Source organism: Kribbella ginsengisoli (assembly GCF_039537185.1).
Classification (GTDB): Bacteria; Actinomycetota; Actinomycetes; order Propionibacteriales; family Kribbellaceae; genus Kribbella; species Kribbella koreensis.
The window spans coordinates 1,356,334-1,379,423 of the sequence record NZ_BAABAA010000001.1 but is presented as its reverse complement, the minus strand read 5'-3'; the positions used below and the strand labels follow the sequence as shown (position 1 = coordinate 1,379,423).

Sequence of the window (23,090 nt, the reverse complement as noted above, 5' to 3'; positions counted from 1 at the left end):
GGCATATGTCTGACGACACCAATCCGCCGACCGGCGGGCACCACCCGGGTGCCGCTGGCGGGCAGGGGCCATACAGCGGCCAGCCGCAGCACAATCCGTACGCTCCGCAGGGCCAGCAACCAGGCTATAGCGGCCAGCCGCCGCAGGGCGCGCCGTACGGCGGGTCGCAGCCCGGCCAGCCAGGACAGCAGCCAGGACAGCCGCCGCAGGGGCCGCAGTACGGTCAGCCGCCGGCGCAGGGCCCGCAGTATGGTCAGCAGCCGCCGCAGGGGCAGCCGTTCCCGCAGTACGGGCAGCAGCCGCAGGGCCCGCAGTACGGGGCCGGGCAGCCGCAGTACGGGGCAGGGCAGGCGCAGCCGGGGCAGTACGGGCAGCAGCCGCCGCAGGGTGGGCAGTTGTGGCCGCAGCCGGGGTCGCCGGACTACCCGCAGCAGGGGTATGGCGGTGGCGGGCAACCGCCGTACGGTTCGCCGGAGACCATGGAGTGGCAGCCTGAGCCGAAGAAGCGCGGCAAGCTGATCCCGCTGATCGCAGGGGTCGCGGTCGTCGCAGTAGTCGCCGGTGGTGGCATCTTCGCCTACGGCAAGCTCGCTGGTGGCGGGCAGCCGGCAGACGTGCTGCCGGGCAACGCCGTCGCCTACGCGCGGGTCGACCTGAACCCGTCGGCCGGCCAGAAGGTCGCCGCCGTCCGGTTCATGCTGAAGTTCCCGTCGGCCAAGGAGAAGATCGGGCTGACGAGCGACAAGGACGATCTGCGCCAGAAGCTGTTCGACCTGATCAAGAAGGACTCCGACGACGAGCTGGCCGACGTCGACTTCGACAAGGACATCAAGCCGTGGCTGGGTGACCGCGCGGGTGCCGCCGCGGTGCCGGGCAAGGACGGCGAGGAGCCGGACGCGATCGTCGCGGTCGAGGTGAAGAACGAGGACAAGGCGAACGCCGGGCTGGACAAGTTGTTCGCAGGAGAGGACAAGAAGCCGGGCCGGGTGTTCACCGAAGGCTACGTGCTGCTGTCCGAGGACCAGGCGACCGTCGACGCGGCCGTTGCCGCCGGCAAGGACAGCCCGCTGTCCGAGAACGCCACCTTCAAGGCCGACATGGACGCGCTCGGCGAGCAGGGCTTCGTCTCGATGTGGGCGGACCTGAAGGGGCTGTCGGCGCTGGCTCCCAAGGGGATGGCCTCGGAGAGCTCCGCGCTGCCGGAGGGGAGCGCGGCCGCGGCGCTGCGGTTCGACTCGCAGTACGTCGAGCTGAAGGGCATCGCCCGCGGCGACAAGTCGATCAAGGTCAACTCGGCCAACGCCGGTGACCAGATCGCCAAGCTGCCCGACACCACGGCCGCCGCGCTGACGCTGTCCGACGGCGCGAACCTGGTCGACACGGTCTGGAAGCAACTGGAGAAGTCCGGCGCGGGCCTCAACCTGCCCGAGCTGACGAAGGGCTTCACCGAGGAGTACGGGCTGGTCCTGCCGGACGACCTGAAGCCGCTGCTGGGCAAGAACCTGTCGGTCGCGGTCGACAAGGACAGCAGCAACGGCCCGAAGATCGCCGCCCGGATCGAGACCGACCCGGCCAAGGCCGAGGCGGTCGTCGACAAGGTGACCGACCTGATCCAGACCCACTCGCCGGTCGGGGAGATCCCGATCAAGAAGGCGAAGGACGACAAGACGCTCGTCATCGCCACCGATCAGGACTACGCCGACCAGGTCCTCAAGGGCGGCAACCTCGGCCAGTCCGAGAGCTTCAAGCAGGCGGTCCCGGACACGTCCGGCGCCGTGCTGGTCGGCTACGTCGACTTCGCCTCGATCGGCTCGCTGGACGAGGAGATCGGCCGCGACAAGGACTACGCCGCCCTCCGCTCCGCCGGCCTGACCAGCCGCGTAACCGGCGACGGCCAAGGCGAATTCACCCTGCGAGTAGTAGCCAAGTAACCCAACCCCACAAAGCCCGGACAGCCCCAGCGGCTGTCCGGGCTTTGTCGTTCAAGACCCTCGAACAATGCACCCTGGCCGGATGCAGCCAACCAGCCACAGCCCACGTCCCGTCACGCACTATGGCGTGGAGATGCTCGGTACTTGGCCGACGAAGCTCTACGGCTTGGCGGTTGAAGGAGAACCAGACCCTGTACTGCTGCATGCCGCACGTATGTTCGCAGAAGCAACCCTGCCGGCCGACTCCCAAGGCCGAGCCGCGTTCGTCATCGCTCACCGCGCCCGCCCAGCGAACTTCCTGCTCATCTACTGGTGGAGCAGCGACGTAGACCTCTCGCTGGCGTACTTCCGGTCGCCACTGGACCAGCCGACCGCCATCACACCCATGCCCGCCTTCGCGACCGGCTGCGTCTGGGAGCTGGCGCTCGCCGAGAATGAGCGGGTTGCTTGGGTTCGGCACCTGCTCACCGGTGAGCCGGACCTTGAGGCCTATCTCAATGAGGCGCCGCCGGGTGAGGTCAGGTGAGGACGCGGTAGCGGAGGTTGGCGGATGCGCCGACCTGGGAGATCGAGATCGGTTCGAGAGAAACGAGCGGGCCGGTGCTGCGGAAGACAGGGATGCCCTGGCCGAGGAGTACGGGGGCGACGTGAATGAAGAGTTCGTCGAGTAGGCCGGCTTCGATGCATTGGGCGGCTACCGTGCCGCCGAGGATCAGCAGGTCCTTGCCGTCAGCCGCCTCCAGGGCGGTTTTGACGACTGGGCGGATGTCGCCGCTGACGAACGTGTACGCCGGGTTCGGCTCGTCGGTGGGTGGGTTGTGGGTCAGTACGAAGATTGGCCCGTCGTAGGCGCCGCCGTACAGCTCGCCACCGACCCGGCGCCCGGCGTCGTACCCGTTCCGCCCGGCCAGCGCGGCGCCTGACGTCTTCGCCACCTCCATGCCCTCCGGTTGAGGGCCGCTGCCGGCCGCCTTCATCCACTCCATCGAGTGCTCCGGGCCGGCGATGAAACCGTCGAGGGACATCGTCACGTGGTACAGGACCTTCGCCATCGTTCTGCCTCCTTGGTGGGGTTTGACCATCAAGACGAGCGAGCCCGCGAAAACTCATCGGTGGATCGTGTCGAAATCCGGCAAACAGTCTCTACCTAGGGGTAAAGACACCTAGGAAGGACCAGAAAATGCCTCACATCACCGCAGTCCGGACCGTCTCGATCCCCGTCAGCGACCAGGACCGGGCGCTGGAGTTCTACGAGCGGAAGCTCGGCTTCGAGAAGCTGTGGGACGCGCCGCTGCCGCAGCTCGGCGGCCGCTGGCTCGTCGTCGGTCTGCCGGGCGGTACCACCACCGTCGCCCTGCTACAGGCGTCGGACACCGGCGTCGACACAGGCATCCGGCTCGCCACGACGGATGCCGCGGCTGCCCACGCGGCGCTCGGCGAGCAGGGCGTGGAGACGAGCGAGCTGATCTCCTGGCCGGGCGTGCCGCCGATGTTCACCTTCACCGACCAGGACGGCAACCGGCTCTACCTGACCCAGGAGTAATACCCTGCAGGTATCAGGAGGTGGCGTAATGGACGTCGATCTGCGCAAGGTCCGGTACTTCGTCGCGGTGGCCGAGGAGCTGCATTTCGGCCGCGCGGCGGAGCGGCTGCACATCGCCCAGCCGGTGCTGTCGCGGCAGATCCGGGCGCTGGAGGACGAGCTCAAGGTCCTGCTGTTCGTCCGTACCAAGCGGGCGACCGAGCTGACCGAGGCTGGCCGGCAGTTGCTGGAGGACGGACGTCCGTTGCTCGCAGCGGCCGAGGCGGCCCGGGTCCGGGTGGTCCAGGCCGCGCGGCCGGCGGGCACCTTCACGATCGGGTTCATGCCGGGTATCACCGTCACGACGGCGGTGCGCGCGTTCACCAAGCAGTACCCGGAGCTGACGATCGAGCTGCTCCGGACGTCGTGGCACGACCAGGTCGAGGTACTACGAGACGGCCGCGCCGACGTCAGCATCGTCCGGCTGCCGATCGACCAGCAGGGTTTGACGGTCCGCCCGCTGTTCGAGGAGTCGCGGGTGGTCATGCTGCCCACCGATCATCGGCTCGCGGGCAAGCCGTCGCTGCGGATCAGCGACCTCGCCGACGAGCACCTGTTGCAGGACCCGGACGCCGTACCGGAGTGGCGCGACATCGCCGTCGAGCTCCGGGAACGGCGGCCAGGCCGGGTACCGGTCTTCCACAACGTCGAGGAGAAACTCGAGCACGTTGCTGCCGGCAACGGAATCTCGGTGCTGCCACTCTCCACCGCAAGCTTCTACACCCGCCCGGACGTGGTCGCGGTGCCGATCGAGGACATCGGCCCGAACCACGTCTGCCTGGCCTGGAGCGCCGGCCGGCGGGCCCGAACCATCCATGACTTCGCGGAGATCGCGATCGGACTCACCTGGAGCACCTGATGAGCTATCAGAAGGACCCGCGGGTCGACGAGTACATCGACAAGCTGCCCGACTGGCAGCAGGAGATCTGCCACCGCGTGCGCGACCTCGTGCACGCGGCCGACCCCGAACTCGAAGAGACGATCAAGCGCACGGTTCAGCCGTACTTCGTGCTGCAGGGCAACGTCTGCGCGCTGCTGGCCGCCAAGACGCACGTCAACATCTTCCTGTACGACGGCGCGATCGTCCCCGACCCGGAAGGCATCATCACCGGCGGCCACGACAACAAGACCGCCCGGATGATCTCCCTCCACGAGAACGACCCGATCAACGAGCCCGCCCTGACCGCGATGCTCCGCCAGATCATCGCCAACAACCGCGCAGGCGGCTGGCGCAAACTCAAGAACGCCTAGCCCAAGGGGCTGCCCGATCGGGCCTCGACGTGACCCTCGGGGCACGAGACGATCTGTTGATGGTGAGGACTGGGGTGGTGTTCGCGGTGGCGATGGCTGTGCTGGTGGGTGGTTGCTCGCCGGACGGCAACTCGTCACCGGCGCCGAACTCGACCTTCACCGACGCCGGCGGGCAAATGCTGCCCGACCCAGCGACGACCGTGCTCGACCCAGCGAAGGCGGCGGCCTTGCAGGCCGTGCTGGCGAAGGTGATCAGCGATCCGTCGACCGAGTCGGGCTCCCGTGGCGTCACCGCAGCAGTGGTGACTGACAAGTGGATCTGGTCGGGCGCGGCCGGCAAGGACGCGGCCGGTACTGCGCTCACCCCGCAGACGAGTATGGGCGTCGCGAGCATCACCAAGACCTTCGTCGCCTCGGAGGTGATGCTGCTCGCGAAGGCCGAGAAGGTCGACCTCGACGCCCCGCTGTCGCAGTACCTGAAGCACAAGCTGACCGCCAACAACGCGACCGTGCGGCAACACCTCAGCATGCGTTCCGGCGTACCGAACTTCCTGGCCGACGACTACGCCAAGATGGACGTCGCGATCAAAGCCGCGCCCGGCAAACACTGGACGCCGGAGCAGGCGCTCTCCTACGACACGGCCGAGCCGACGAAACCGGACGTCCGCTACGACTACAGCAATCCCAGTTACGTCCTGCTCGGCATGCTGATCGAGAAGGTGACCGGCGAACCACTCGCGACCGTGCTCACCCGCGACCTGGCCAAGCCAGCCGGGTTGCAGCGCGCCGCCTTCCAGGACGGCCAGAAGCCGGCCGCCCCGCTCGCCGAGGACCGCAACCCGGTCTGCGGGAAAGCTGTCGACGGGTACACACCATGCCGCGCGGTCGCGAGCCTGTCGGCCGCCAACGCCGGCCTCGCCGCCGACGCGCCGACCGTGGCCCGCTGGGGATATGAGTTGTACGGCGATCGCGTCGTACCGGCCGACCTGGTCCAGCAGATGACGGCCGGCGACGGCGAGTACGGCCTCGGGACGATGCTGTTCTCGGAGATCTACGGCATCGGTACGGCGTACGGGCACCGCGGCGTACTGCCCGACTACACCAGCCTGCTGGTCACCGTCCCGTCCCGCAAGGTCTCCGTCGCCGTGATCCTTGCTGACGGCAACAAGCAACCGGAGGGCGTGGTCACCGAACTGATCACCGCTCTGCAGCCGCTGCTCGGCAGCTGAAGAAGATCACCTGGGCGGCCTCCTTCCAGACCGGTGTGTTGCCCACCGGCTCAGCCGTCCGCTCGATCTGCAGCCCTGAACCCACGAGAGTGTTGATGTAGGTGGAGAGCGTCCGGTGGTAGGAGACCCGCGGCAGGATCTCCCAGCGGGTCGGGCTGTTGTGCGGGCCTTCTTCGAAGTACCGGCCGGCGATCCGGCGGTAGGTGCCTTCGATGTGGTCGATCAGTTCGCCGTGGGCGGGCGGCTTGTAGCAGGGGTGGATGATCGCGGCCACGAACCAACCGCCGGGCTTGAGGATGCGGGCGACCGATCGGAGCGTCGGTTCGAGTTCGGGGATGTCCATCAGCGCCATGTAGCAGACGGCGCCGTCGAACGAGGCGTCGGCGAGCGGCTGGAGGTCGTGCGCGTTGCCGTGCACGTACTCGATCCCGCGCGGGGTGTGCTGTTCGAGTGACCGGGCATGGGCCAGCAACGGCGCGGAGGCGTCGATGCCGACCACCTGCGCGCCGAGATCCGCCAGCCGGCGCGCCTCCCGTCCTTGCCCGCAGGCGACCGCCGCGACCCGTTGGCCGCGGGGATCACCCACCAGCTCGTCGAAGGTCGGATCGTCCAGGCCGGCACCGTCCGGATCGATGGTCGCGTGGTAGGCGTCGGCCAGCTCGTCGTACGAACTCGTCAGATTGCTCATGCTCGTCCATGCATGTTCGTGCACCTTTTGGGTACCAGGGGTTGTTCTCCGTTGGAGAACGTACATGGCCGGCCGATGGTGCCGGGCACCAGCGAACACCAGTTCTGAGGAAGAATCATGGTACGAGTCGGCCTGCTGCTCCGCGTACACGCAAGACCGGGTAAGGAGTCGGAGGTGGCTCAGTTCCTGACCGACGCGCAGGCGATCGTCGAGGAGGAGCCCGATACCCGGGCCTGGTTCGCCGTCCAGTTCGACGCGTCCACGTTCGGCATCTTCGACGTGTTCCCCGACGATGCCGGCCGGCAGGCGCACCTGGCCGGCGGCGTGGGGACCGCGCTCGGGAAGCGCGCTGACGAGCTGTTCACCGTGGCACCCGCGATCGAGAACGTCGACATCCTCGCGTCGAAGCTTCCGGCCTGATCCCGCGGACGCGGGCCGGACAGAGGTCCGGCCTGCGTCTCGGCAAGGGCACTCAGCTCGCCCACTGAGAGGAATCGTCAATGCTGTCGCTGCGCGCCCGCCACCGCCTGCGCGTGGAGATGTGGGCAGGTCGACCTGCTGCTTGCCGACCGCGATGAACGGCCCGGTAGTGGGCAGGCGATCGCGGCCGCTTACTCTGCGGCGAGCGCCTCCAGTACGCCCTCGCCGTACTTGGCGAGTTTGTTCTCGCCGACGCCGCTGATCTTGCCCAGCTCGGCCAGGCTGCCCGGCAGGTCGGTGGCGATCTGCCGCAACGTCGCGTCGTGGAAGATCACGTACGCCGGTACGCCGGTCTCCTTCGCGACCGCGCCACGCCAAGCGCGCAGCCGCTCGAAGATCGGCTCGGCCTCCGGAGCGAGGTCGGCAACGGCCTTCTTCTTGCCGCCACTGGACCGCGAACTGGATCGGGCGGCCCGCTCCGGCTCGCGGCGCATCATCACGTCGCGGCGGCGGCCGAGCACCTCGGCGCTGTCCTCGGTGAGCAGCAGCGTGCCGTAGTCGCCCTCGACCGCGAGCAGGCGTTGCGCGAGCAGTTGGCGGATGACGCCGCGCCACTCGGTGTCCTTGAGCTCGGTGCCGATACCGAAGACGGTCAGGTCGTCGTGCCGGAACTGCTTGACCTTGTCGGTGGTCTTGCCGAGCAGGATGTCGATCACCTGGCCGGCGCCGAACTTCTGGTTGCGCTCGTGCTGCAGCCGGTAGACGGTCGAGAGCAGCTTCTGCGCCGGTATGGTGCCGTCCCACGACTCCGGCGGGGTGAGGCAGGTGTCGCAGTTGCCACACGGCTCACCGGTCTGCCCGAAGTACGCGAGGAGTTGTTGCCGACGGCATTGAACCGTCTCGCACAACGCGAGCATCGCGTCGAGGTGGGTGCCGAGCCGGCGACGGTGGGCCGCGTCGCCTTCGGAGGTGTCGATCATCTTGCGTTGCTGGACGACGTCCTGCAGTCCGTACGCCAGCCAGGCGGTCGACGGCAGGCCGTCACGGCCGGCCCGGCCGGTCTCCTGGTAGTAGCCCTCGACCGACTTCGGCAGGTCGAGGTGCGCGACGAACCGGACGTCCGGCTTGTCGATGCCCATCCCGAAGGCGATCGTCGCGACGACCACCAGCCCGTCCTCGCGCAGGAACCGCGACTGGTTCTTCGCGCGGACCCGGCTGTCCAGACCCGCGTGGTACGGGACGGCCTCGATGCCGTTCTGGGTGAGGAAGGTCGCCGTCTTCTCGACGCTGTTGCGGGACAGGCAGTAGACGATGCCGGCATCGCCGGCGTGCTCGGTGCGGAGCAGATCGAGCAGCTGCTTCTGCGGGCTGTCCTTCGGCACGATCCGGTACTGGATGTTCGGCCGGTCGAAGCTCGCGACGAAGTGCTTCGCCGACTTCAGGTTCAGCCGGGTGGCGATCTCGGCGTGCGTCGCCTCGGTCGCGGTGGCGGTCAGCGCGATCCGCGGTACGTCGGGCCAGCGCTCGTGCAGCTGCGACAGCATCAGGTAGTCGGGCCGGAAGTCGTGCCCCCACTGCGACACACAGTGCGCCTCGTCGATCGCGAACAGCGCGATCTTGCCCTGGTCGAGCAGCCGCGTCGTCGCCTCCACCCGGAGCCGCTCGGGCGCCAGATAGAGCAGGTCGAGATCGCCGGACAGGAACGCCTGCTCGACCTCGCGCCGTTGCTCGTAGTCCTGCGTCGAGTTGAGGAAGCCGGCCCGGACGCCGAGTGCCGTCAGCGCGTCGACCTGGTCCTGCATCAATGCGATCAACGGCGAGATGACCACTCCGACGCCCGACCGGACCAGGGCGGGGATCTGGTAACAGAGCGACTTCCCACCACCGGTCGGCATCAGCACCAGGGCGTCACCACCGCCGACGACGGTCTCGATGATGTCCTGTTGCTCACCCCGGAACGAGTCGTACCCGAACACCCGGTGCAAGACCTGCAAGGCCTCGCTCGAGGTGTCGTCCAGCGGCTGGCTCGTCTCTGTCACCCGGCGATTCTACGGAGTTCCCGCAGTCACTGCTGTTCCCCTGTGGACAACGCGCCGATCTCGCCGCGATAGGTCCCGATACTCCACACATTGCCCTCCGGATCAGCCACGCTGAATCCATACGAGCCGTAGTCCTCCGAGCGCCTTTCCCGTACTACGGTCGCGCCCGCCGCGATCACCTTGGGCCACACCGCATCGGGGTCCTCGCAGACCAGATAGATCGACTGCCGTTGCCCGGCGAAGTGGTCGAACTCGTTCGGCTCGGCGTTGCGGTCGACCGAGCTGACCATCACGCCACCACCGGCCGGCCAGACCAGCTCGGCGTGCGCGATCGAGCCCTCGGCGACCCCGGCGTACGAGGCGGCCAGAGTGAACCCCAGCCCTTCGGTGAGGAACTTCAGTGCGGCCTGGCCGTCGCGGTAGACCAGCGTCGGCCAGACCCCGATCACGGTGTCGTTCGTCGTCGTGTTCATACCCCCGACTCTGCGACCTCGGTCCGCGCGTCGTCTTGGACGAATGGGAGCTCTTCGAGCATCCATTGCCGCGGCGAGCACCCTGCGATCGCGTGCCATTCGCGAGTGAGGTGCGCTTGATCGGCGTACCCGAGATCAGCCGCGAGATCCGCCAACCTGGTCTGCGGTTTCGCCTTCAACCAGCGGACGGCCCGCTCGAACCGTAGGACCCGTGATGCGACCTTCGGCGCCAGCCCGTACTCCGCACGAAACTGCTCGGTCAGATGCCGTCGGCTCCACCCGACCTCTCGAGCCAGTTCCTGTACGCCGATGCCGCCCGCCGTCTCGCACAGCCGTCGCCAGGCCCAGCCGAGCTCGGCCCGTGGCGCGCCGATCGGCTCGTCCCGCCACGCCTCGAGCAGCAGCCGCTCTACGAGGTCGAATCGCTCGTGCCAGTGCGGCGTCGCGCGAAGCCGCTCGCCGAGCTCCTGTGCCGGCATTCCGAGCTGCTTGTCGAGGTCGATGATCGTGGTGGCGAGCTCACCCGACGGCAGACCCAGCAGCGCTCGCGACCCGGCCGGCGTGAGCGCGAGCTGGATGCCGGCCACGTTGGGGGAGTCGGCGATCCGGACTGCGGTCGAGTGCAGCCCGCCGACGAGGGTCTGGAACTTCTCCACCGGCTCGTCCGGCCAGGCGACACCGAGCGGCTCGTCCAGGCTGATCACGATCGTGAGGTACCGCGAGGGCAGGCCGCGATGCAGCTCCAGAGGCGCACCCCGGTACGCATAGCCGGTGAGGTCGCCGAGGTACGGGCGCAGGGCGGGATGCGCCCTGCGCACGTGGTACTCGAAGCCCTCCATCTGCCCAGGCTAAAGCCGGCCTAGGACAAAAGATTCAGCTCAGCGGTCGCCGCACGAGGATCATCCGGCCGAAGTCCGTCGGCGCCAGCCGGACCAACTCGAAGCCGGCCGCGACCGCCTCGGCGGCCAGGTCCTCGGCGGACCGCGCGAACGGCACCTCCTGACCCTGCGCGACCAGCTTCCGCAAGGCGTAGGCGGGCCGGTCTGACTCATCGGGCTCGGGCGGTTCCATCTCCTGCAGGACGAGCACGCCACCGGGCTTGAGCGAGCGCAGGATCACCGCGAGCGTCGCCGCCCGGGTGGGCTCGGGGAAGAAGGGCTGAGCCCAGAACGCGCCACTGAACGAGGCCGGCTCGTCGAAGTCCCGCGCGTCCATGCAGCGGACGTCGACCCGGTCGGCCACGCCGTGCTCCTTCACCCGGCGCAGCGTCTCAGCGGCCACGGTAGGAACCAGTTCGATCGCCACCGCCCGGAACTCGGGGAGCAGAGTGGCCAGCGTCAGCGTCGCTCCGGCGACACCACAGCCGACGTCGAGCCAGCGCCCGGCACGGATCGCTTCGCTCACCTCAGGCAGCTTCGGCAGGAAGCTCTGCTCGTACAGGGTCCGGGTGACCGTGGTGGCTTTTCCGCCGAGGGCGCGCGCGACGACCAGGGCATCGGGCTCGGTCAACGGCAGCGGTCCGGGACCCTCGGCCGCCGTACGGATCAGCCGGGACATCACCTCGGAGTGGTCGAGCAGCTCGTCCAGCCCGATGTAGGAGTCGTCCGCGGCCAGTGCCTCGAACGGCCGGGTCAGCTGGACGGTCCCATCCTGCTGCCGCACGATGCCGTTCGCTTCCAGCAACGACAAGATGTCGGCGAGCCGGGTCGGCGGCAGGCCGGAGAACTCGGCCAGCGTCTCGAGGTCGCGCGGCTCGGCGAGGTACTTCGTCCAGCCACGGTCCCGCAGCGTCGTGATCAAGGTCAGGACCTGCGCGCCGGTGGTCCAGGCGGCCAGCGACTCCCGGGCCGCCGAGGCCAGCGCGAAGCGTTCCAGTGGGTTTTCCGCGTCAAGGGTGCTCACGAGGACAGGATGCGGACGGCCGGCCGAAGTTCGATCGTTTGATTGTGAACTGGATCACGCTGAGATGGCGTGCGCCTGCCCGGCCCGGCTGGCGTGGAAGAACCTGCAGCTCTGCACCAGGCCGTCGCTCAGCTGCTGGACCCAGACGACGGCCGGCGGGCAGTGGTACGGGTCGTGGGCGGGGTTGATCAGGTCGATCTCGGCGACCGTGAGGTCATGGCTGGCGACGACGTTGGTGATCCGCCCACGGACACCGAGGTCGATGTCGTGGTCCATCCCCTTGACGAAGGCGTCGAAGCCCTTCAGGTGAAGGCCGCCCGAGAAGACGAACTCCGCCTCGGGTGACCAGGACGCGGCCAGCACGTCGGGCAGGTCGCCACGTTGCGCCGCGACGAGGACGTCCTCGACCTGGCGGCGTCGTACCGAGGCGAGTGCCGACACGTCGCCGTACGCGTCGTCCGCTGTCGCCAGGAGGCTCGCGCAGAGCTTGCTGCGGGCCTCGGACAGCCGGCTGCGGACGGTACCGACCGGCACTCCGCAGGTGGCGGCGATGTCCTGGTACGCCGTGACGCCGCTGAAGTGCCTCAACATGACCACGAGTCGCAGGGGTGGCGACAAGCGTTCCAGCGCATGCCACACCCAGTCGCGGGACGCGTGCTGCTCCAGGAGCTGGGCGGGATCGGGCTCGGCGGACGGTGGTACCGCGTGGAGGTGCTCATCGAGCGGCAACGGCTGCCTGGCACGTAGTTGCATCCGGCAAGCATTGCGAACGATCTGGCGCAGCCATGGCCCGATCGCCTCCGGGTCCCGGACGTCGCCGATCCGGGCCAGCGCGACCGTCGCCGCCTCCTGGACGGCGTCCTCGGCGTCGGGGCCGTAGCCGAGCACGCTGATCGCGACGGCGGTCATCCCGGGCCGGTGCCGGGCGAGCAGGAGGCCGAGGGCGGCGACGTCGCCGGACTGGGCCGCTCGTACCAGCTCTGCGTCGTCCACAGGGCCAAGATACGTGCTGCCGACCAGTCGCATTCTTGGTATACGGGACCAGTGTTTCGACATCTGGACCTGGAGTGGCACCATGACAAGCAGTCGTTCGCCAGTGGATTTGGAGAGATCGTCGTGCCTGAACTGAGGTCCCGTACCGTCACCCACGGCCGCAACATGGCGGGCGCCCGCGCCCTCATGATGGCCTCCGGCGTCGCCCGAGAGGACTTCGGCAAGCCGCTCATCGCGGTAGCGAACAGCTTCACCGAGTTCGTCCCGGGTCACACCCACCTGCAACCGGTCGGCCGGATCGTCTCCGAGGCGATCCAGGCGGCCGGCGGGATCGCCCGCGAGTTCAACACGATCGCGGTCGACGACGGCATCGCGATGGGCCACGGCGGGATGCTCTACAGCCTGCCGTCCCGCGACCTGATCGCCGACTCGGTCGAGTACATGGTCGAGGCGCACTGCGCCGACGCGCTGATCTGCATCTCGAACTGCGACAAGATCACCCCGGGCATGCTGATGGCCGCGCTCCGGCTGAACATCCCGACCGTGTTCGTCTCCGGCGGCCCGATGGAGGCCGGCCGGGCCACCCTGGTCGACGGCACCGTCCGCAAGCTGGACCTGATCGACGCGATGTCCGAGGCCGTCAACGAGAACGTCTCCGACGCCGACATCCTGCGGATCGAGGAGAACGCCTGCCCGACCTGCGGCTCGTGTTCGGGCATGTTCACCGCCAACTCGATGAACTGCCTGGCCGAGGCGATCGGCCTGGCGCTGCCGGGCAACGGCTCGGTGCTCGCCACCCACACCGCCCGCAAGGCCCTGTACGAGAACGCCGGCCGGACGGTCGTCGAGATCACCAGGCGGTACTACGAGACGGACGACGAGACCGTCCTGCCGCGCAACGTCGCGTCCCGCGCGGCCTTCGAGAACGCGATGGCGCTCGACATCGCGATGGGCGGCTCGACCAACACGATCCTGCACCTGCTCGCGGCAGCCCAAGAGGCCGAGGTCGACTTCGACCTGGACGACATCAACGCCGTCTCGCGTCGCGTGCCCTGCCTGGCGAAGGTCGCGCCGAACGTCGCTCCCGGTGGCACGTACTACATGGAGGACGTGCACCGCGCCGGTGGCATCCCGGCGATCCTCGGCGAGCTGTACCGGGCCGGGTTGCTGAACGAGGACATCCACACCGTGCACAGCGCCTCGATCGACGACTGGCTGAAGACCTGGGATGTGCGCGGCGGATCACCGTCGGCCGAGGCGGTCGAGTTGTGGCACGCGGCCCCTGGTTGCAAGCGGTCGGCGACGGCGTTCTCGCAGTCCGAGCGTTGGGAGACGCTGGACACCGACGCGGCTGGTGGGTGCATCCGCGATGCGGCGCACGCGTACTCGGTCGACGGCGGGCTGGCGGTGCTGAAGGGCAACCTCGCGGTCGACGGCTGTGTCGTGAAGACGGCCGGCGTCGACGAGTCGATCTGGACCTTCGAGGGGCCGGCCGTGGTCTGCGAGTCGCAGGAAGAGGCGGTCGAGAAGATCCTGGCCAAGGCGATCAAGCCGGGCGACGTGGTGGTCATCCGGTACGAAGGGCCCAAGGGTGGTCCCGGGATGCAGGAGATGCTCTACCCGACCTCGTTCCTGAAGGGTCGTGGGCTGGGCAAGGTCTGCGCGCTGATCACCGACGGCCGCTTCTCCGGCGGTACTTCGGGATTGTCGATCGGTCACGCGTCGCCGGAAGCGGCGTCGGGCGGGACGATCGCGCTGGTGGAGGACGGCGACCGGATCCGGATCGACATCCCCGGCCGGTCGATCGAGTTGCTGGTGACCGACGACGTACTGGCTGCTCGCCGCGAGGCGCTCGGCGGGGTCTACGCCCCGAAGGCGCGCGATCGCAAGGTGTCCGCCGCACTGCGCGCCTACGCCGCCATGGCGACCAGCGCCGACAAGGGCGCCGTCCGCGACGTCAGCAAACTCGGCTGACCTTCTTACAGATCGCCTTCGAGGTCGAAGGCGAGGGTGATTGCCTCGGCGAGGGCTGCTTCCTGGTCGGGGAGGAGGTAGCCGATCAGGCGGCCGAGCTGGAGTTTCGGGATGGTCTGGATGTTGTCGCAGCTGATCGCGCTGGGGTGATCCAGGCCGTTCTGGGCGCCGACCAGTACCTCGGTCGACAGGCCGCGGATGGTGCTGGTGATCGGGGCGACGGTGACGTTGGTCAGTCGCGGCCGGATCAGCTCGCGGGTCAGGACGACGACCGGCCGGGGTTTGTCCAGCCGGGCGATGTGCAGTGGCCGCATCAGTCGAGGTCGGTCAGTACGGTCCCACCGGCGGCGACCGCCAGTCCGTCGAGGTCTTCGTAGTCTCCGTGGGCGGCGAGGATGGCCGCGTCCCGCTCGGCCAGCTCACGCCGGCGCTCCCGCTCCATCGCGCGCGCGACCACCGACGCCCGGCTGGGCGCCTTGTTGTCATCAACCAACCGGTCCATGAACTCGACGAGCTCGTCCGGCAGCCGTACGGTGATCTGCTTGCTCATACCAGAACCATACCGTTCTGGGATTCAATTCTCTACCGCACGCGGTCGTAGACCATCGCCAGCTCGCCGAGCTTGCCGGTCTCCTGATGCGTGACGGCCCACTTCGTCGCCGGTACGCCGTCCTCGAACAGGCGCTCTCCGCCGCCGGCGATCTCGGGGGTGACCATCAGGTAGAGCCGGTCGAGCAGGTCCGCGGCGAGCAGTGCCTTGATGATGCTGGCGCTGCTGTTGACCAGGATCTCGCCCTCGCCGGTCGCCTTGAGCTCGGTGACGACGTCCGCGACGGGGCCGTTCACGAGGCGGGTCCGCTCCCAGGGTGCCTCGGTGAGAGTGGTGGAGAAGACGACCTTGTCGGTGTCGACGAGCCACTGCGCGTAGCCGCGATCGCGCGGGTCGGCGTCCTGGTTGCCGATGATCGTCGGCCAGAAGCCCAGGAATCCTTCGGCGTTGAGCCGCCCGAGGACTGCCGTGGTGGCGTTCTCGTGCAGGCGGGTCAGGTGGTCGCGGGCCACGTCGGTGGTCGCGTACGGGACGATCGCGGCCAGGTCGTACGGGCCGCCGGGGCCGTTGTAGCGGCCGTCGAGGGAGAGGCTGAGGTTCGCGGTCACCAGACGGGTCATTGCGCACTCCTTGGGGTGGTGGCGGCGAGGGTCGCCGCGAGCTTGTCGAGGCTCTGGCCGAAGCCGAGCTCGATCCCTGCGATGAAGTCGGCGGACTGGATCGTGCTGTCGGTGATCCGCAGCTCGACCTCCAGTTCGGTCCCGGCGTCGGACGGCCGGAGCGTGTAGCCGGTGTGAGCGGTGAAGGCGGTACTTCCGTCAGGCAGCACAGGGGAGTTGCGGTAAGCGAGCTGCTCGCCGGCCCGTACGTCGGTGACGACTCCTTCGGAACGGCCCGCGACCTGGTCGGAGCCGTCGGCATCCTCCGCGTCGCGGTACTCCAGTACGACCCGCCCACCCGGTCGCGCCTCGAAGACGAGCTCCGAAACCCGAAGATCCTCCGGCGCCCACCACTGAGCCAGCAGCTCGACCTCGGTCAGATACCGCCATACCTGCTCGGCAGATGCCGGCAATGACCGTACGAACCTGAAGGCCCGTCCATCGGCCCAGCCGGCCTCTTCGGCGGCGAGCCGCTCAGCGTCGACGCTGAGCCGGTGTCGATCGAAGCTCTCGCTGACCTGGTCAGCGCTGTCGGCCAATCGGTTGAGCGCGGCCGCTAGCTCCCGCAGCGGATGGGACTGCAGCGCATAGACCCGCCGCTGCCCAGTGCGCTCCGAGGTGACAACCCCGGCCCGCTCCAGCGTCTGTAGATGCTTGGTCGTCTGGGGCTGCCGCGCCTCCGCAAGCTGAGCCAGCACTCCCACCGACCTCGGCCGCTCGGCCAGTAACTCCACCAGCCGCCACCGAGCCGGGTCGGCAAGTGCGGTGATCAGTGCGTCCATGACCCAAAGCATTCCCCATGGAGAATATTCCTGTCAAGGAATATTTCTGATCACCCAGCAGTCAGGCGGTGGGGAAGTAGTGGCCGTTGTCCAGGTCGGTGAGCAGGCCGGGTTGGGTGGGTTCCCAGCCGAGGGTCCGGCGGGTGATGAGGTTGGAGGCCGGGTAGCTCTGCGTGACGATGTTCGCGAGGAACCCGAAGTAGCCCGGCAGCATCAGTTCGTCGAGGGGGATGCTTACGGCGGGCAGGCCCAGGCGGTTGCCGATGGCTTCGGCGATCTGGCGGAGCGGGATGCCTTCATCCTGGACCGCGTGCCAGTGTTTGCCGGCCGGGCCTTTCTCCAGCGCCAGGCGGAACAGGGAGGCGACGTCGCGGATGTGTACGGCGTTCCACAGGTTTGTGCCGTCTCCGGGGTAGCCGGCGAAGCCTTTTTCTTTCGCGAGTGCGATCAGGGTGGGGAGGAAGCCGGCCTGGTCGGTGGTGCTGTGGGCGATGTTGGCGATCCGTACGACCGACGACCGGACTTCGCGTTCGGCGAGGTCGAGGACGGCGGTTTCCACGACGTTGCGAACCCGCAGAGTGCCCTTGTGCTCGTCGCCGACGGGGAGGGCGGGGTCTTCCTCGGTGGCCGGCCGGCCCAGTTGCCCGGACGACCCGATGCTTCCTGCCGCGACCAGGGGCTTGTGAGTTCCCGCGAGCGCCTCGCCGTACGCGAGCATGATCGGGAGTTCTGCGGCGGATACGGCGTCCATCCCGCCGTACGGAAGCAGGTCTTGGCGGTGTGCGACGTGGATGACGCCGTCGGAGTCGGCGGCTGCCTCCATGAGCCCGTCGAGATCCTGGAGGTCGCCGCGACGCACCTTGGCGCCGAGCGCGGACAGTGCCGCCGCGGCCGGGTCCGACCGGGCCAGGCCGGTGACCTCGTGCCCGGCGGCGATCAGCTCGGGAATGATGTACGAACCGGAATGGCCGGTCCCGCCGGTGACGAAAACGCGCACGCTACTGCTCCTTGTGAATGATGCGGCGAAAAGAATGGCGGTACGAGTGCGTTCAGCCGGTGAATTCGCTGACGCCGAGGGCGAAGTCGAAGTGGCCGACCCCGTTTCCGGCCAGGCTCACCGTGACCAGGCCCATTCCTTCCAGCCAGTGCGCCATTTTCAGCCCGCCGGCATCCAGCGGGCGCAGCCCGAGGCTCTCGACGAACGCCGCCACGCCCGCCTTGGCCGGCGCGTCGTCGCCGGCGATGAAGACGTCGGGCCGGCCCTTCTCCAAGACGTTGCGGAAGATGGTGTTGAACGCCTTCACCACGCTGGCGCCGGCCGGGGCCACCTTGGCGGCCTCCTGCGCGATCGAGGTCTCCGCGCCGTGGGCCAGCCCGTCGAACGTGGCGTTGAAGGGGTTGCTGATGTCGACGATGACCTTGCCCGCGAGGGCGTCTGCGTACTCGGCGACGACCGGTACGACACCGTCGGCCAAAAGAGCCGTGATGACGATGTCCCCGGCCGGGACGGCGCCCCACTCGCCCGTCGTCGCGCCGCCGCCCAGAGCCTTGGCCAGGTCGTCGCGCTTGGACTGATCGCGTCCCATGACCTCGACGCTGTTGCCGCCCGCCACCGCGAGCGTGCCGATCGTCCGCGCCATGTTCCCGGTGCCGATGATGGTGATGCTACTCATAAGGTGTTCTCATTTCCTGTGGTCTGCAAAAACACAATCGATTTCATTGAAGTTGCATATTGAGGCTGCCATTGACCGGAGTTGGTGTCCAAGACCTCTTTCAGCCGTGGTGATACCTTGGCGGCATCACCGGAGGCGGGAGGCGTCATGGATCTGGACCTGCGCAAACTGCGCTACTTCCTCGCCGTCGCCGAGCAGTTGCACTTCGGCCGCGCCGCTGAAGAGCTGCATATCGCGCAGCCGGCCCTCAGCCGCCAGATCCGCGCGCTGGAGAAGGATCTGGGCGCGGCGCTGTTCACCAGGGACCGCCACGGCGTGGCGCTGACCGACGCCGGCCGGCAATTACTGACCGACTCCGGTCCGCTGCTCGCCTCGGCGGACGCGGTCCGCCGCCGGGTGACCGTGGCTGCCCACGGCAGCCGGCGACTGGCGGTCGGCTTCCGGACCGGGATCCCGGTCATCCCGGCGGCCCAGGCGTTCGAGGCCCGGCATCCGGACGTGGTCGTGGACGTGCAGCGGATCGAGTGGGACGACCAGGCACCGATGCTGCTGGACGGCCGTATCGACGTCGGCTATGTGCGGCTGCCCATCGACGAGACCGGCCTGCGCGTGATCCCGCTGTACGCCGAGCCGCTCATGGTGGTACTGCCCGCAGGCCATCGGTTGGCCGGCAAGGAGGAGGTCACCGAGGCCGACCTGGCCGGTGAGCCGCTGGTCTGGCATGCCGGCCCGAGCACGCACCCCACCAGGCGCCCACACCCCGACTCCGGGCTCCGGGTGCGCGGCGTGGAGGAGAAACTCGAGCACGTCGCGGCCGGCCGGGGCATCTCGTTCGTGGCGCGTTCGGAGACGCTGTTCTACTCGCGTCCGGACATCGGCTACGTATCCATCCCGGAGCTCGCGCCTGACCAGGTGTGCCTCGCGATGGCGGCCTCACGCATCTCGCCGCTGGCCGAGGATTTCTTCGCCGCGGCGCAGGCGACGGCCGAGATCACCGCAGAGTGTGGAAACTACGAGGCCTACGCAGGCGATCGAGCCTGAACCGTAACCGACCTCAGTTGGGGGACATGTCGGCCCAGGCGAGGTCGATCGCGGGGAGGGACGGGAGGGCGGTGATCGCGGCCAGCTCGGTGTCGAGGAGGCCGACGAGCTGGGCCAGGCGGGTGGTGGTGTCGAGGGCTTCGAGGAGCTTCTGGCGGTCGGGGGTGACCAGCGTCATCGCGGCCGAGATCAGGTATGAGAGTGTGCCGGGCTCGTCGGGGAGTGCGCCGATGTGCAGGCCGGGTTGCGAGATCTCGCTGACGGCAGCGGCGTACCGGCGGAAGCGCTCGACCGCGACGGTCGCAGTGCCGAGGGGATCGTCGCCTGGTTCCTCGTCGAGCCACTCGACGTCGGCGACGAGGTAGTCGCCGCCACTGTCGAGCTCGGCGACCTTGAAGCGCCGGTTGCCGGTCAGGGTGACCTCGACCGGGCCGTCGTCGTCGATGTCGAGCGAGATCTCCGAGATCGTCGCCGCGCAGCCGGTGCCGTACAGCGACCGGAACACCCGGTCGCCCAGCTCGTACCCGTCCCGGACCGCGACTGCGCCGCAGACCATCTCGCCGCCGTTCTCGACCAGATCCCGGATCACCGACCGCCCCTGGACGTCCGTGACCGGGATAGGAAGCACCAGCCCAGGAAAGATCACTGTGTCGACAGTGAGAAGCGGCAGGCGGGAGTCCATACCGTTGAGCCTAGGGCATGCCTGACGATCCCCCCTCGTGCTGCGCGGCACCCGGCACGGCACCTCGCACCGAGCACCTGCTCGCGACTGAGGGGGGATCGTCAGGCATGCCCGTGGCAACCACTCGCCGCCGTGGTCCGCGCAGTAGACGGCGCGCGGGGGCCGGGGGAGCCGACCACTAGACTGAGGCTCATGATTCGCCGCGTCGACCTGCGGGGCCGAGTGGCTGCTGGAGAGGTTCTCAACCTTCAGGCCCTGGTTCCCCGAGCCGTGTTCGACGTCGAGGCTGCCCTCGACGTCGTCCGACCGATCTGCCTGGACGTCCGTCATCGCGGGCTCGAGGCGATCAGGGAGTACGGCGAGAAGTTCGACCATGTGGCCGTGGCGGAGTTGCGGGTCCCTGCCGAGGCGTTGAAGACGGCGCTGGAGGAGCTTGATCCAGAGGTCCGCGCCGCGCTTGAGGAGTCGATCCGGCGGGTGCGTGAGGTCAGCATGGACGAGCGGGGCAGTGACGTCGAGTCGCAGCCTGCCCCGGGTGGCCGGGTGACCCAGCGGCTGGTGCCGGTGCAGCGGGTCGGGCTCTACGTGCCCGGCGGCCGCGCGCCGTTGGCGTCCAGCGTGGTGATGAACGTCGTACCGGCGCAGGTAGCCGGGGTCACGTCGTTGGCGTTGGCATCGCCGCCGCAGAAGGAATTCGGCGGACTGCCGCACCCGACCGTGCTCGCGGTGTGCGCGATGCTCGGGATCGACGAGGTGTACGCGATGGGCGGCGCGCAGGCGATCGCCGGGTTCGCGTACGGCTTCGAGGGCTGCCGCAAGGTCAACCTGATCACCGGGCCGGGCAACATCTACGTGGTCGCGGCCAAGCGGTTCGTGCAGAGCGAGGTCGGCATCGACTCCGAGGCCGGGCCGACCGAGATCGCCGTACTGGCCGACGACTCCGCCAATGCGGCCCACGTGGCCGCCGACCTGATCAGCCAGGCCGAGCACGACCCGATGGCGGCCAGCGTGCTCGTCACCCCGAGCGAGACGCTCGCCGCGGCTGTCGAGGCCGAGCTGGCCATCCAGGTTCCGCAGACCAAGCACCACGAGCGGGTCGCGGAAGCACTGGGCGGCCAGCAGTCGGCCGTCGTACTGGTCGATGACCTGGACCAGGGCACGGCCGTTGTGGATGCGTATGCGGCCGAGCACCTGGAGATCCAGACGGTCGACGCCGAGGAGCGTTCGCTGCAGATCAGCAACGCCGGCGCGGTCTTCGTCGGCGGCTGGTCGCCGGTCTCGCTGGGCGACTACTGCGCCGGGTCGAACCACGTGCTGCCGACCGCCGGCTGCGCGTGCCACTCGTCCGGCCTGTCCGTGCGCAGCTTCCTGAAAGCGATGCACGTCGTGAACTACACCCGCGAGGCCCTGCAAGAGGTAGCAGGGCACGTGGTGGCGCTCGCCCACGCCGAGGATCTGCCTGCGCACGGCGCCGCCGTGTCGGTGCGCTTCAAGAGTGAGGACTGATGGGCCGTTTCGATGGGCTGCCGATCCGCGACGAGCTGAAGAGCTTCGAGCCGTACGGCGCGCCGCAGCTGGACGTCCCCGTCCTGCTCAACGTCAACGAGAACCCGTACCCGCCGAGCGAGGCGATCGTCGCGGACATCACCGCGTCGGTGGCCGAGGCGGCGCGCGGGCTGAACCGCTACCCCGACCGCGAGTTCCTTGCCCTGCGCGCCGATTTCGCGGCGTACCTGGCCCGGGAGTCCGGTGCCCAGCTCACGGCCGAGCAGGTGTGGGCGGCCAACGGTTCCAACGAGGTGATGCTGCACATCCTGCAGGCCTTCGGTGGACCAGGCCGTACTGCGCTGTCGTTCGCCCCGACGTACTCGATGTATCCGGAGTACGCCCGCGACACCAACACCGCGTGGGTCACCGGTCGCCGCTCGGAGGACTTCACCCTCGACCAGAGCAAAGCGCTCGCGGCCATCTCGCGACACCGGCCGTCGGTCGTCCTGCTCGCCTCACCCAACAACCCCACCGGCACTGCGCTGCCGATCCAGCTGGTCGAAGCGGTCGCCGCCCGGACAGCCGCGATCGGCGCGGTGCTGGTGGTCGACGAGGCGTACGCGGAGTTCCGGCGTACCGGTACGCCGAGCGCGGTCACGTTGTTGCCGTCGTACCCCAATCTGGCGGTGGCCCGGACGACGTCCAAGGCTTTCGCTCTGGCGGGTGCCCGCGTCGGGTACCTTGCCGCGAGCAAGCAACTGGTCGATGCCCTGCGCATCGTCCGGCTGCCGTACCACCTGTCGGCGGTGACCCAGGCGGTCGCGCGGGCCGCGTTGCGGCACTCCGACGAGTTGCTCGGCCGGGTCGGCCAGTTGCGGACCGAGCGTGATGAGACAGTGGAGTGGCTGCGGGCGCAGGGGCTGCGCGCGGTCGATTCGGATGCGAACTTCGTCCTCTTCGGCACCTTCGCCGACCGGCACGCGGTGTGGCAGTCGCTGCTGGACGACGGCGTACTGATCCGCGAGACCGGGCCGAACGGCTGGCTGCGGGTGTCGATCGGCACCGGTGCCGAGATGGCCGCCTTCCGGGCTTCGCTGGAGAAGGTGCTCAAGACCGATCTAGGAAGGTCACTATGACCAGAACGGCCCGGGTCGACCGGGAGACCAGCGAGTCCAAGGTGCTCGTCGAGCTCGACCTCGACGGCACCGGGCGGGCGGAGATCTCCACCGGCGTCGGCTTCTACGACCACATGCTCAACGCGCTGGCCAAGCACGCGCTGCTCGACCTGCACGTGAACACGGTCGGCGACCTCGAGATCGACGCGCACCACACGGTCGAGGACACCGCGATCGGCATCGGCCAGGCGCTGAAGGAGGCGCTGGGCGACAAGCGCGGCATCCGGCGCTTCGGCGACGCGACCGTACCGCTGGACGAGGCGCTCGTGCACTGCACGGTCGACCTGTCCGGCCGTCCGTACTGCGTCCACACGGGCGAGCCCGACGGACAGGTGTACGCGATCATCGGCGGCGACTACGCCGGTTCGCTGACTCAGCACGTGTTCGAGACGCTCGCCTTCAACGCGGCGATCTGCATCCACATCCGGGTGCTGTCCGGCCGCGATCCGCACCACATCGTCGAGGCGCAGTTCAAGGCGTTCGCGCGGGCGCTGCGGGATGCCGCGGAGCTCGACCCACGGCAGCCGGGCATCCCGTCGACCAAGGGCGCCCTGTGAG

The 23,090-nt window shown here is 68.7% G+C and carries 26 protein-coding genes; 12 read left to right on the top strand and 14 right to left on the bottom strand.

Going from position 1 to position 23,090, the window contains the following annotated elements:
- Nucleotides 1-5: 5 nt before the first annotated feature.
- Together ABD768_RS06155 and ABD768_RS06150 are read left to right on the top strand one after the other, a co-directional pair.
- Complete coding sequence (locus ABD768_RS06155; protein WP_344838201.1) at nucleotides 6-1,931, top strand: DUF3352 domain-containing protein; 1,926 nt, start codon at nucleotides 6-8, stop codon at nucleotides 1,929-1,931.
- Nucleotides 1,932-2,013: 82 nt separating this feature from the next.
- A complete protein-coding gene (locus ABD768_RS06150; RefSeq protein WP_344838198.1) occupies nucleotides 2,014-2,457 on the top strand; it encodes a hypothetical protein in 444 nt (147 codons plus the stop codon).
- On the opposite strand, the gene ABD768_RS06145 is transcribed toward ABD768_RS06150, so the two are convergent.
- A complete protein-coding gene (locus ABD768_RS06145; protein ID WP_344838194.1) occupies nucleotides 2,450-2,983 on the bottom strand; it encodes a dihydrofolate reductase family protein in 534 nt (177 codons plus the stop codon). The two genes, ABD768_RS06150 and ABD768_RS06145, sit on opposite strands and share 8 nt — an antisense overlap.
- A gap of 128 nt (nucleotides 2,984-3,111) precedes the next feature.
- Here ABD768_RS06145 and ABD768_RS06140 point away from each other — a divergent pair, with 128 nt between their 5' ends.
- From ABD768_RS06140 to ABD768_RS06125, 4 genes are read left to right on the top strand one after another with little or no spacing between them, the layout of a single operon-like run.
- The gene (locus tag ABD768_RS06140; RefSeq protein WP_344838192.1) at nucleotides 3,112-3,474 is read left to right on the top strand and encodes a VOC family protein; all 363 of its coding nucleotides are present in this window, start codon (nucleotides 3,112-3,114) and stop codon (nucleotides 3,472-3,474) included.
- A gap of 28 nt (nucleotides 3,475-3,502) precedes the next feature.
- On the top strand, nucleotides 3,503-4,372 hold the full coding sequence (locus ABD768_RS06135; RefSeq protein WP_344838189.1) for a LysR family transcriptional regulator: 870 nt from the start codon (nucleotides 3,503-3,505) through the stop codon (nucleotides 4,370-4,372).
- Nucleotides 4,372-4,764 (top strand): DUF1801 domain-containing protein, encoded by a 393-nt coding sequence (locus tag ABD768_RS06130; RefSeq protein ID WP_344838186.1) that lies wholly within the window; start codon nucleotides 4,372-4,374, stop codon nucleotides 4,762-4,764. The genes ABD768_RS06135 and ABD768_RS06130 overlap by 1 nt, the downstream gene beginning before the upstream one ends.
- A 59-nt stretch (nucleotides 4,765-4,823) precedes the next feature.
- A complete protein-coding gene (locus tag ABD768_RS06125) occupies nucleotides 4,824-5,993 on the top strand; it encodes a serine hydrolase domain-containing protein (protein ID WP_343968452.1) in 1,170 nt (389 codons plus the stop codon).
- Here the strand turns inward: ABD768_RS06125 and ABD768_RS06120 are convergent.
- On the bottom strand, nucleotides 5,962-6,681 hold the full coding sequence (locus ABD768_RS06120) for a class I SAM-dependent methyltransferase (protein ID WP_344838183.1): 720 nt from the start codon (nucleotides 6,679-6,681) through the stop codon (nucleotides 5,962-5,964). The genes ABD768_RS06125 and ABD768_RS06120 overlap by 32 nt on opposite strands.
- 174 nt (nucleotides 6,682-6,855) lie before the next feature.
- On the opposite strand from ABD768_RS06120, the gene ABD768_RS06115 reads away from it, so the two are divergent.
- Entirely contained in the window at nucleotides 6,856-7,101 is a 246-nt protein-coding gene (locus tag ABD768_RS06115; RefSeq protein WP_425552086.1) for a hypothetical protein, read from the top strand.
- A gap of 191 nt (nucleotides 7,102-7,292) precedes the next feature.
- Here the strand turns inward: ABD768_RS06115 and recQ are convergent, their stop codons facing one another.
- From recQ to ABD768_RS06090, 5 genes are read right to left on the bottom strand one after another with little or no spacing between them, the layout of a single operon-like run.
- A complete protein-coding gene (gene recQ / locus ABD768_RS06110) occupies nucleotides 7,293-9,140 on the bottom strand; it encodes a DNA helicase RecQ (protein ID WP_343968444.1) in 1,848 nt (615 codons plus the stop codon).
- A gap of 26 nt (nucleotides 9,141-9,166) precedes the next feature.
- Nucleotides 9,167-9,613, bottom strand: a complete 447-nt coding sequence (locus ABD768_RS06105; protein WP_344838178.1) for a VOC family protein — start codon at nucleotides 9,611-9,613, stop codon at nucleotides 9,167-9,169.
- Nucleotides 9,610-10,452 (bottom strand): AraC family transcriptional regulator, encoded by an 843-nt coding sequence (locus ABD768_RS06100; protein WP_344838176.1) that lies wholly within the window; start codon nucleotides 10,450-10,452, stop codon nucleotides 9,610-9,612. The genes ABD768_RS06105 and ABD768_RS06100 overlap by 4 nt, the downstream gene beginning before the upstream one ends.
- A gap of 34 nt (nucleotides 10,453-10,486) precedes the next feature.
- Nucleotides 10,487-11,515 (bottom strand): SAM-dependent methyltransferase, encoded by a 1,029-nt coding sequence (locus ABD768_RS06095; protein WP_344838174.1) that lies wholly within the window; start codon nucleotides 11,513-11,515, stop codon nucleotides 10,487-10,489.
- A 54-nt stretch (nucleotides 11,516-11,569) separates the two neighbouring features.
- Nucleotides 11,570-12,508 (bottom strand): RNA polymerase sigma factor, encoded by a 939-nt coding sequence (locus ABD768_RS06090; protein ID WP_344838172.1) that lies wholly within the window; start codon nucleotides 12,506-12,508, stop codon nucleotides 11,570-11,572.
- A gap of 123 nt (nucleotides 12,509-12,631) precedes the next feature.
- Between ABD768_RS06090 and ilvD the strand changes: the two genes are divergently transcribed.
- On the top strand, nucleotides 12,632-14,482 hold the full coding sequence (gene ilvD / locus ABD768_RS06085) for a dihydroxy-acid dehydratase (protein WP_344838170.1): 1,851 nt from the start codon (nucleotides 12,632-12,634) through the stop codon (nucleotides 14,480-14,482).
- 5 nt (nucleotides 14,483-14,487) lie between these two features.
- Here the strand turns inward: ilvD and ABD768_RS06080 are convergent, their stop codons facing one another.
- From ABD768_RS06080 to ABD768_RS06055, 6 genes are all read right to left on the bottom strand, one after another.
- Nucleotides 14,488-14,796, bottom strand: coding sequence for a type II toxin-antitoxin system PemK/MazF family toxin (locus ABD768_RS06080; RefSeq protein WP_343968430.1), 309 nt, complete (start codon nucleotides 14,794-14,796; stop codon nucleotides 14,488-14,490).
- Nucleotides 14,796-15,032, bottom strand: a complete 237-nt coding sequence (locus ABD768_RS06075) for a ribbon-helix-helix domain-containing protein (RefSeq protein ID WP_343968428.1) — start codon at nucleotides 15,030-15,032, stop codon at nucleotides 14,796-14,798. Before ABD768_RS06075 ends, ABD768_RS06080 begins: the two co-directional genes overlap by 1 nt.
- Before the next feature lie 32 nt (nucleotides 15,033-15,064).
- On the bottom strand, nucleotides 15,065-15,652 hold the full coding sequence (locus tag ABD768_RS06070) for a dihydrofolate reductase family protein (protein WP_344838165.1): 588 nt from the start codon (nucleotides 15,650-15,652) through the stop codon (nucleotides 15,065-15,067).
- On the bottom strand, nucleotides 15,649-16,473 hold the full coding sequence (locus ABD768_RS06065; protein WP_343968424.1) for a metalloregulator ArsR/SmtB family transcription factor: 825 nt from the start codon (nucleotides 16,471-16,473) through the stop codon (nucleotides 15,649-15,651). The genes ABD768_RS06070 and ABD768_RS06065 overlap by 4 nt, the downstream gene beginning before the upstream one ends.
- Nucleotides 16,474-16,534: 61 nt before the next feature.
- Nucleotides 16,535-17,470 carry an SDR family oxidoreductase gene (locus ABD768_RS06060; RefSeq protein WP_344838163.1) on the bottom strand — a complete coding sequence of 312 codons (936 nt, stop codon included), beginning with the start codon at nucleotides 17,468-17,470 and terminating at the stop codon, nucleotides 16,535-16,537.
- 52 nt (nucleotides 17,471-17,522) lie between these two features.
- Nucleotides 17,523-18,146, bottom strand: a complete 624-nt coding sequence (locus ABD768_RS06055) for an NADPH-dependent F420 reductase (RefSeq protein WP_343968420.1) — start codon at nucleotides 18,144-18,146, stop codon at nucleotides 17,523-17,525.
- Between the two features lie 147 nt (nucleotides 18,147-18,293).
- On the opposite strand from ABD768_RS06055, the gene ABD768_RS06050 reads away from it, so the two are divergent.
- Nucleotides 18,294-19,187 carry a LysR family transcriptional regulator gene (locus tag ABD768_RS06050; RefSeq protein ID WP_343968418.1) on the top strand — a complete coding sequence of 298 codons (894 nt, stop codon included), beginning with the start codon at nucleotides 18,294-18,296 and terminating at the stop codon, nucleotides 19,185-19,187.
- Between the two features lie 13 nt (nucleotides 19,188-19,200).
- Here the strand turns inward: ABD768_RS06050 and ABD768_RS06045 are convergent, their stop codons facing one another.
- The gene (locus ABD768_RS06045; protein ID WP_343968417.1) at nucleotides 19,201-19,869 is read right to left on the bottom strand and encodes an LON peptidase substrate-binding domain-containing protein; all 669 of its coding nucleotides are present in this window, start codon (nucleotides 19,867-19,869) and stop codon (nucleotides 19,201-19,203) included.
- 192 nt (nucleotides 19,870-20,061) lie between these two features.
- On the opposite strand from ABD768_RS06045, the gene hisD reads away from it, so the two are divergent.
- The 3 genes from hisD to hisB are packed head-to-tail and all read left to right on the top strand — an operon-like array spanning nucleotide 20,062 to nucleotide 23,089.
- Nucleotides 20,062-21,375 (top strand): histidinol dehydrogenase, encoded by a 1,314-nt coding sequence (hisD, locus tag ABD768_RS06040; RefSeq protein WP_344838157.1) that lies wholly within the window; start codon nucleotides 20,062-20,064, stop codon nucleotides 21,373-21,375.
- Nucleotides 21,375-22,493, top strand: coding sequence for a histidinol-phosphate transaminase (locus ABD768_RS06035; RefSeq protein WP_343968413.1), 1,119 nt, complete (start codon nucleotides 21,375-21,377; stop codon nucleotides 22,491-22,493). The genes hisD and ABD768_RS06035 overlap by 1 nt, the downstream gene beginning before the upstream one ends.
- Entirely contained in the window at nucleotides 22,490-23,089 is a 600-nt protein-coding gene (gene hisB / locus ABD768_RS06030) for an imidazoleglycerol-phosphate dehydratase HisB (protein ID WP_344838154.1), read from the top strand. Before ABD768_RS06035 ends, hisB begins: the two co-directional genes overlap by 4 nt.
- Nucleotide 23,090: the final 1 nt, after the last annotated feature.

Bases quoted from the DNA above. Each gene is read 5' to 3' on its own strand.
- ABD768_RS06155 (WP_344838201.1), top strand. From the start codon at position 6: ATGTCTGACGACACCAATCCGCCGACCGGCGGGCACCACCCGGGTGCC.
- ABD768_RS06150 (WP_344838198.1), top strand. From the start codon at position 2,014: ATGCAGCCAACCAGCCACAGCCCACGTCCCGTCACGCACTATGGCGTG.
- ABD768_RS06145 (WP_344838194.1), bottom strand. From the start codon at position 2,983: ATGGCGAAGGTCCTGTACCACGTGACGATGTCCCTCGACGGTTTCATC.
- ABD768_RS06140 (WP_344838192.1), top strand. From the start codon at position 3,112: ATGCCTCACATCACCGCAGTCCGGACCGTCTCGATCCCCGTCAGCGAC.
- ABD768_RS06135 (WP_344838189.1), top strand. From the start codon at position 3,503: ATGGACGTCGATCTGCGCAAGGTCCGGTACTTCGTCGCGGTGGCCGAG.
- ABD768_RS06130 (WP_344838186.1), top strand. From the start codon at position 4,372: ATGAGCTATCAGAAGGACCCGCGGGTCGACGAGTACATCGACAAGCTG.
- ABD768_RS06125 (WP_343968452.1), top strand. From the start codon at position 4,824: ATGGTGAGGACTGGGGTGGTGTTCGCGGTGGCGATGGCTGTGCTGGTG.
- ABD768_RS06120 (WP_344838183.1), bottom strand. From the start codon at position 6,681: ATGAGCAATCTGACGAGTTCGTACGACGAGCTGGCCGACGCCTACCAC.
- ABD768_RS06105 (WP_344838178.1), bottom strand. From the start codon at position 9,613: ATGAACACGACGACGAACGACACCGTGATCGGGGTCTGGCCGACGCTG.
- ABD768_RS06100 (WP_344838176.1), bottom strand. From the start codon at position 10,452: ATGGAGGGCTTCGAGTACCACGTGCGCAGGGCGCATCCCGCCCTGCGC.
- ABD768_RS06080 (WP_343968430.1), bottom strand. From the start codon at position 14,796: ATGCGGCCACTGCACATCGCCCGGCTGGACAAACCCCGGCCGGTCGTC.
- ABD768_RS06075 (WP_343968428.1), bottom strand. From the start codon at position 15,032: ATGAGCAAGCAGATCACCGTACGGCTGCCGGACGAGCTCGTCGAGTTC.
- ABD768_RS06070 (WP_344838165.1), bottom strand. From the start codon at position 15,652: ATGACCCGTCTGGTGACCGCGAACCTCAGCCTCTCCCTCGACGGCCGC.
- ABD768_RS06065 (WP_343968424.1), bottom strand. From the start codon at position 16,473: ATGGACGCACTGATCACCGCACTTGCCGACCCGGCTCGGTGGCGGCTG.
- ABD768_RS06055 (WP_343968420.1), bottom strand. From the start codon at position 18,146: ATGAGTAGCATCACCATCATCGGCACCGGGAACATGGCGCGGACGATC.
- ABD768_RS06050 (WP_343968418.1), top strand. From the start codon at position 18,294: ATGGATCTGGACCTGCGCAAACTGCGCTACTTCCTCGCCGTCGCCGAG.
- ABD768_RS06045 (WP_343968417.1), bottom strand. From the start codon at position 19,869: ATGGACTCCCGCCTGCCGCTTCTCACTGTCGACACAGTGATCTTTCCT.
- hisD (WP_344838157.1), top strand. From the start codon at position 20,062: ATGATTCGCCGCGTCGACCTGCGGGGCCGAGTGGCTGCTGGAGAGGTT.
- ABD768_RS06035 (WP_343968413.1), top strand. From the start codon at position 21,375: ATGGGCCGTTTCGATGGGCTGCCGATCCGCGACGAGCTGAAGAGCTTC.
- hisB (WP_344838154.1), top strand. From the start codon at position 22,490: ATGACCAGAACGGCCCGGGTCGACCGGGAGACCAGCGAGTCCAAGGTG.